5 protein-coding genes are annotated in these 6354 nt (G+C 42.8%); 4 read left to right on the forward strand and 1 reads right to left on the reverse strand.

The genetic code is table 11. The features are described from left to right. From AM228_RS28190 to AM228_RS28205, 4 genes are all read left to right on the forward strand, one after another. On the forward strand, positions 1-515 hold a 515-nt coding region (locus AM228_RS28190; RefSeq protein WP_054470319.1), incomplete at its 5' end, for a GvpL/GvpF family gas vesicle protein. Between the two features lie 12 nt (positions 516-527). Next, positions 528-2429, forward strand: a complete 1902-nt coding sequence (locus AM228_RS28195; protein WP_082349213.1) for an ArsA family ATPase — start codon at positions 528-530, stop codon at positions 2427-2429. Positions 2430-2512: 83 nt separating this feature from the next. Next, entirely contained in the window at positions 2513-4360 is a 1848-nt protein-coding gene (locus AM228_RS28200; RefSeq protein ID WP_054470322.1) for an AAA family ATPase, read from the forward strand. Between the two features lie 358 nt (positions 4361-4718). Continuing rightward, positions 4719-5219, forward strand: coding sequence for a family 10 glycosylhydrolase (locus AM228_RS28205; protein WP_054470323.1), 501 nt, complete (start codon positions 4719-4721; stop codon positions 5217-5219). Here the strand turns inward: AM228_RS28205 and AM228_RS28210 are convergent. Beyond that, positions 5152-6216, reverse strand: a complete 1065-nt coding sequence (locus AM228_RS28210; protein ID WP_054470324.1) for a lysylphosphatidylglycerol synthase domain-containing protein — start codon at positions 6214-6216, stop codon at positions 5152-5154. The genes AM228_RS28205 and AM228_RS28210 overlap by 68 nt on opposite strands. Between the last annotated feature and the right edge of the window lie 138 nt (positions 6217-6354).

A 6354-nucleotide genomic window follows, 5' to 3' on the forward strand; every position in this document is an offset into this window, starting at 1 on the left:
TGATTCAAGCCGTTTTATGTCACGATCGCGTCATCTGCGAATTATTTCAGCAAACGACTATTTTACCCTTACGTTTTGGCACATCTTTTTTAGAGGCAGACAATTTACTGAACCATCTTAGTTCTAATGCCCAAGAATATCAAGAAAAAATTGAACAACTTGAGGGAAAAGGGGAATATCTTTTAAAATGTATTCCGCGTAAGCTAGAGGAGCCTGTACTCTCTTCTGAGAGCCGGGGAAGACAATATTTTTTAGCTAAAAAACAGCACTATGAAGCCCAACAAGACTTTTATATTCTGCAAGGTTCAGAATGGCAAAATTTCGTTCATTTAGTTACCCAAAGCTATCCATCAACGATTATTATTCCTTCTCCGGGGACTGAATCACGAATTTATCTTTTAGTCAATTTTCAAGAAGAACCTTTACTAATCGAGCAAGTCTTGCATTGGCAAAAAGCTTGCCCCAGGTGGGAATTACAATTAGGGCAAGTTTCTCCACCCTATCACTTTACTTAACTTAATTTCTCTATGACTAACCTTAACTTGGTAAACAACTTTCTTAGTCGTTATGACACCCGACATTTAGTTATGTTTAGTGGCAAAGGAGGAGTGGGAAAAACTACCCTTTCCTGTGGATTTGCCCGCCGTTGGGCTAAATTATTTCCCGATGAACACATCCTATTAATCTCAACTGATCCTGCCCATTCTTTAGGGGATGTATTACAAACAGAAGTCAGCGATATAGCATTACCCTTAGACGACTTACCTAATTTACAAGTTAGGGCATTAGATGCAGGAAAATTACTCTTAGAATTTAAAGCAAAATACGGAAAATTTTTAGAACTCTTAGTAGAACGAGGCAGTTTTGTTGAAGGGGAAGATTTAACCCCTGTTTGGGATTTAGACTGGCCTGGTTTAGATGAAATTATGGGTCTATTAGAAATTCAACGATTACTCAACGAAAATATTGTAGATCGAATTGTCGTTGATATGGCTCCCTCCGGTCATACCTTAAATCTATTAGGAATTAAAGACTTTTTAGAGATTATTTTAAATTCTTTAGAATTATTTCAAGAAAAACATCGCGTTATTTCCCAAACCTTCTCAAAAACCTACAATGCCGATGATGTGGATGACTTCTTAGTCAAAATGAAATCCGAGTTAACTGAAGGCAAACAACTCCTGCAAGATAGCGATTTCACCCTTTGTTTAGTTGTGGCAATTGCTGAACCGATGAGTTTATTAGAAACCGAACGATTACTCAATAGCTTGCATCACTTAAATATTCCCTGCGGCAACTTATTTATTAATCGCATTTTAACTAATCCCAATCAAAATTTAGATCGCTATAGTGAGCAACAGCAACTCCTCGATAAATTTCTGAAAATTCCAGGTCAAGACACAATTTTTACCCTTCCCCAACAATCAACAGAACCCCTGGGAGGTGAAGCATTAGATCGCATCATAAGTCAAATTCAAACCCTCGAAACCGTAGAATTTATTCCCCCACCCCCCATTCAATGGCCGCAAAAAATTATTCCTAGTTTTAGTGATTTTATCGACGACAAACGCCAACTCATTATCATTGGTGGCAAGGGAGGTGTCGGAAAAACAACCGTTGCCGCTGCCATTGGTTGGGCGTTAGCGAATCGTCATCCCGACCAAAACATTAGAATTATTTCTATTGATCCAGCCCATTCTTTAGGAGACGCTTTTGGAGAGAAATTAGGACATCAACCGAGTCCTTTAATAGGAAACTTAAGTGGTCAAGAAGTTGATGCAGATATCGTTTTAGAAAAATTTCGGGATGATTATTTGTGGGAACTGGCAGAAATGATTAGTGGCGAAGGCAAAGAAGACGGAGGCATAAAACTGGCTTATACTCCTGAAGCTTGGCGACAAATTGTGGCTCAATCCTTACCGGGAATTGATGAAATGTTATCGTTAGTAACGGTGATGGATTTATTAGACCAAAAACAACAAGATTTGATTATTTTAGATACGGCACCTACAGGTCATCTCCTGCGATTTTTAGAAATGCCAACGGCTTTAGGGGATTGGTTAACTTGGATTTTTAAGCTGTGGATGAAGTATCAAAATGTATTAGGGCGTTTAGATTTAATGGGACGATTGCGAACCTTAAGGCAGCAAGTGATGCAAGCCCAGAAAAAATTAAAAGACCCCCAACATACCGAATTTATTGGGGTTCTGCAAGCCCAAGATGCCATTATTGCCGAACAACTTCGATTAACAGCCTCTTTGAAAAAAATGGGAGTCTATCAGCGTTATGTCGTGCAGAACCGTTATCACGCTGATGAGGAAATTGATCGGGATTTATTCCCAGATCAAACTCTGATCCGCTTACCCAGTTTACCTCGGTCAGTAGAACCTCTAGCACGGGTAAAAGGCGCGGCAGATCTGTTGTTTTAAAGGTATCTTAGTCTTAAACGTTAGACTCCTCAACCCCATCCATCCCCCAGTCCCTATCCTTCAATTGATTCAGGAGAAATTTTATGACAGAGTTATTCAAAGGTTTTGAGCAATTAGTCGAACTGGCTAAAACCTTAGAAGAAAAACTTGAAAAAGGAGAAATTAAAACTGAAGTGCAGTTTAGTTCTCGTCCCTTGAGTAGTATTCCCCGTGCTGGTGGGATTCCCCGTCCAGGGGGCATTTCCCGTCCGAGCAATTCTGGTGGGGGTGATTTTGAGGTTAATCGTAATCGCTCATCTTCTCCCTCAGATTCAGGATTTGAAGACTCTATGACACCGCCAGAAGAACCAACGACCGCTTCCCTTAAAGATGTTGGTGGATTGACAGAAGTTCTAAAAGAACTCAAAGAACTGATTGCCATTCCTCTAAAACGCCCGGACTTGTTAGCAAAATTAGGGCTTGAACCCACTCGCGGCGTTCTCTTAGTCGGCCCACCAGGAACAGGTAAAACCTTAACCGCCCGCGCCCTGGCTGAAGAACTCGGCGTTAACTATATTGCGTTAGTCGGGCCAGAAGTGATGAGCAAATATTATGGGGAAGCCGAGCAACGACTGCGGGGAATTTTTGAGAAAGCCAGTAAAAATGCCCCTTGTATTGTTTTTATTGACGAAATTGACAGCATGGCTCCCGACCGCAGCAAAGTTGAAGGGGAAGTGGAAAAACGACTGGTTGCCCAATTGCTGAGTTTAATGGATGGTTTTGCCCAAACTCAAGGGGTGATTGTTCTAGCTGCGACGAACCGCCCCGACCATCTTGACCCCGCCTTACGTCGCCCCGGACGGTTTGACCGAGAAGTCCTCTTTCGGGTTCCTGACCGCAATGGACGTTTAGAAATCCTGCAAATTCTCACCCGTTCGATGCCTTTAGATAAATCAGTTTCCTTAGAATTAATTGCAGATAACGCGGTGGGATTTGTGGGGGCTGATTTAAAAGCCGTTTGTCAGAAAGCCGCCTATAGTGCGTTGCGCCGTCAGGTTCCCACCCTGGATGCCCAAATTCCAGAAGTCATGACGGTCATCCAAGCCGACTTTTTGCAAGCCCTTAAAGAAGTTAAACCCGCCGTGTTACGGTCTGTGGAAGTGGAATCTCCCCATGTGGCTTGGGATAATATTGGCGGACTGGAACAAATTAAACAAACCCTACAGGAGTCTGTGGAAGGGGCATTACTCCATCCTCAATTATATTTGCAAACTAAAGCCCAAGCACCCAAAGGCATTTTGCTTTGGGGGCCTCCGGGAACGGGAAAAACCTTATTGGCGAAAGCCGTTGCATCTCAGGCGCGAGCCAATTTTATTAGTATTAATGGCCCGGAACTGTTGAGTAAATGGGTGGGAGCCAGTGAACAAGCGGTACGGGAGTTATTTGCCAAAGCTCGTCAAGCCGCCCCTTGTGTGGTGTTTATTGATGAAATTGATACCTTAGCTCCTGCAAGAGGCCGTTACAGTGGGGATTCTGGGGTGAGTGACCGGGTTGTGGGACAAATCTTAACGGAGTTAGATGGGTTGCAAACGGGGGCAACGATTTTAGTGATTGGAGCCACTAACCGCCCAGATGCGTTAGACCCAGCTTTACTCCGGGCTGGACGCTTGGATTTACAGTTAAAAGTGGATTTACCGAATGCTTCAAGTCGTTTAGCGATTTTACAAGTCCATAACGATGAACGTCCTTTACAGGATGTGGATTTAGGCTATTGGGCCGAAGCAACGGAAGGCTGGAATGGGGCAGATTTAGCATTATTATGTAACCAAGCCGCACTGGTGGCAATTCGTCGTTATCGACATCAGGGAATGACTGACCCGGCTGAGATTCGGATTACAACGGATGATTTTAATCATGCTTATCAAGGGTTAGTTGAACAGCGTGCAACTTGATGTTTTTTGACGTACTCTTCACCCCTGAAGTACCTATAACAGGATTTGAGATTCTCCCCCTTGCTAAAGCAAGGGGGAGAATCTCAAATGATCAAAACCATTGTACGCAGAAACAAATGGCTTCTTCAAGCAGATGACGAGGTTAAACGACACCTACTAGCGACGGTTAAAGAATATTTTGCCTACTGTAAAGTCTTACGTTACATAGTCTTGGGAAACTGGCAACAGCTATAGAAGGCGAAAAGTTTTTGTGCCGCAGTAGAAAAATTTATTTATAAAACAGCTAAGAAACCAAATCCCAAGTACAATTACTTACTGACCACGCTGAGTTTTATATTCAACTGATCGGGAAGCACGCTTGAATTTGGGATATCCAACGGGCTTGATTCCCTTGGCAACGGGTAATCCCCAAACTCCAGTAGCGAATAATCCGCCAAATTCAGGAAGTAATCAGACCGAAACTCCGGTAGGAAATAATCCGCCAACTTCACAGAATCAGCCGCCGACAAGAAGTCCCAGTCAGGCAATCACAAATGGGGAAATTCGTGGGGTGTGGTTGACTAATATTGATAGTGAGGTATTATTTGCTTCGGAAAATGTGGCAGCGGCGATCGCTCGTCTGGCGGATTTGAATTTTAATACGGTTGATCCGACGGTTTGGAATTGGGGTTATACTCTGTATCCGAGTCAAGGGGCTGACAATGTGGTTGGCAGTAAAATTGATCCAGATCCAGGGTTGCGCGATCGCGATGTTTTAGCGGAAATTATTCGCCATAGTCGGGAAAAAAATTTTAATCTCTGGGATATTTTTCTATCAACCAGGCGCTTGCCCCGCCAATGGCTTCGGCGGCCAAACTAATCAGCCGATAAAAGGCGATCGCACCAAGCAAAATGCCTGGGGGGAAATTATTTTGCAATAAGGCGATCGCCGTAGCTTCAAAAATGCCAATTCCCCCCGGGGCGCCGGGAAGCACTAAACCGAGTAACCAGGCAAAACTAAAAGCACTCAATACTAAAAATCCTGATTTCATCAGGGTGGATAAATTGAATGAATCGAGGGGTTGAAGCATGGCCAACATTGCCAATAAAAAACCACTACCTCGCAGCCACAGAAAACCCAGTTCGCCGATTAAAGGAACTAAGGGATAGCGTTGGAGTTGTCCCGGTTCTAACCGCAGAGAATTTAGGGAATCTTTATCAGATTCTGCGGTAATTTTTCTGGTGAATTTTGGGGCTGGATGATGCTTTTTCCGTTGATTTTTCAATTTCCCCTTACCCAGAAATTTCACCAAAGGATTTAAAATCACCGGATGAACTCCTAGAAGTACCCCAGTTAACCCCAATATTTTGCCAATTTGTATCACTGTCTGAGAAAATTTATAGGCACCAATTTCTAATCCGTGGGCGGAGGTATTTTGTAAAGGGGCAAAACTCCCCAGTAAGGCCATGATTAAAGCGGCGGCAGCCATTAACAGCGGTTCTAATAAGACGCTGACGGTGGCCACATTTCCGGGAACTCCGATTTGATTAATTGTCAAAATGCGGCCATAAAAATGCCAGACATTTCCCGGAATATACTTGGCCATATTGGTGGTTAAATAGATTCGCAATGCCCAAAACACGGGGACAGGTTGATTAAATTCCCGCAAAATCCAAGTCCAGACCCACCCTGACCAAATATGTGCCAATAATGTGACGATTAAAGATAATCCTAAATCAACCCAACCTAGGGCTGTAATTTTCAGAGAACCCACTTCTAAAGCGTGTTGCTTAAAAGTAATTATTAAAAAAAATAATCCGGCTCCGAAAATCAACCAACGAACATATTTTGAGAAAATCTTAATTTTTCCGAGCATTGGCGATATTAATAATCTTATAAAAATCAAACATATTGATAAAATAATTCCCGGAAAAACCCAGAGATTTACTCTCTCTGTGTCCTAGTTTTTTTAGGTCAGGTGAAATATTTTCCGGGGCGATTAATAATGAACAAC

The sequence above is a fragment of the Planktothricoides sp. SR001 genome (assembly GCF_001276715.1).
GTDB lineage: Bacteria > Cyanobacteriota > Cyanobacteriia > Cyanobacteriales > Laspinemataceae > Planktothricoides > Planktothricoides raciborskii.

Excerpts from the sequence above, each read along its gene's own strand:
- AM228_RS28200 (WP_054470322.1), top strand. The coding sequence starts at position 2,513 with ATGACAGAGTTATTCAAAGGTTTTGAGCAATTAGTCGAACTGGCTAAA.
- AM228_RS28210 (WP_054470324.1), bottom strand. The coding sequence starts at position 6,216 with ATGCTCGGAAAAATTAAGATTTTCTCAAAATATGTTCGTTGGTTGATT.
- AM228_RS28195 (WP_082349213.1), top strand. The coding sequence starts at position 528 with ATGACTAACCTTAACTTGGTAAACAACTTTCTTAGTCGTTATGACACC.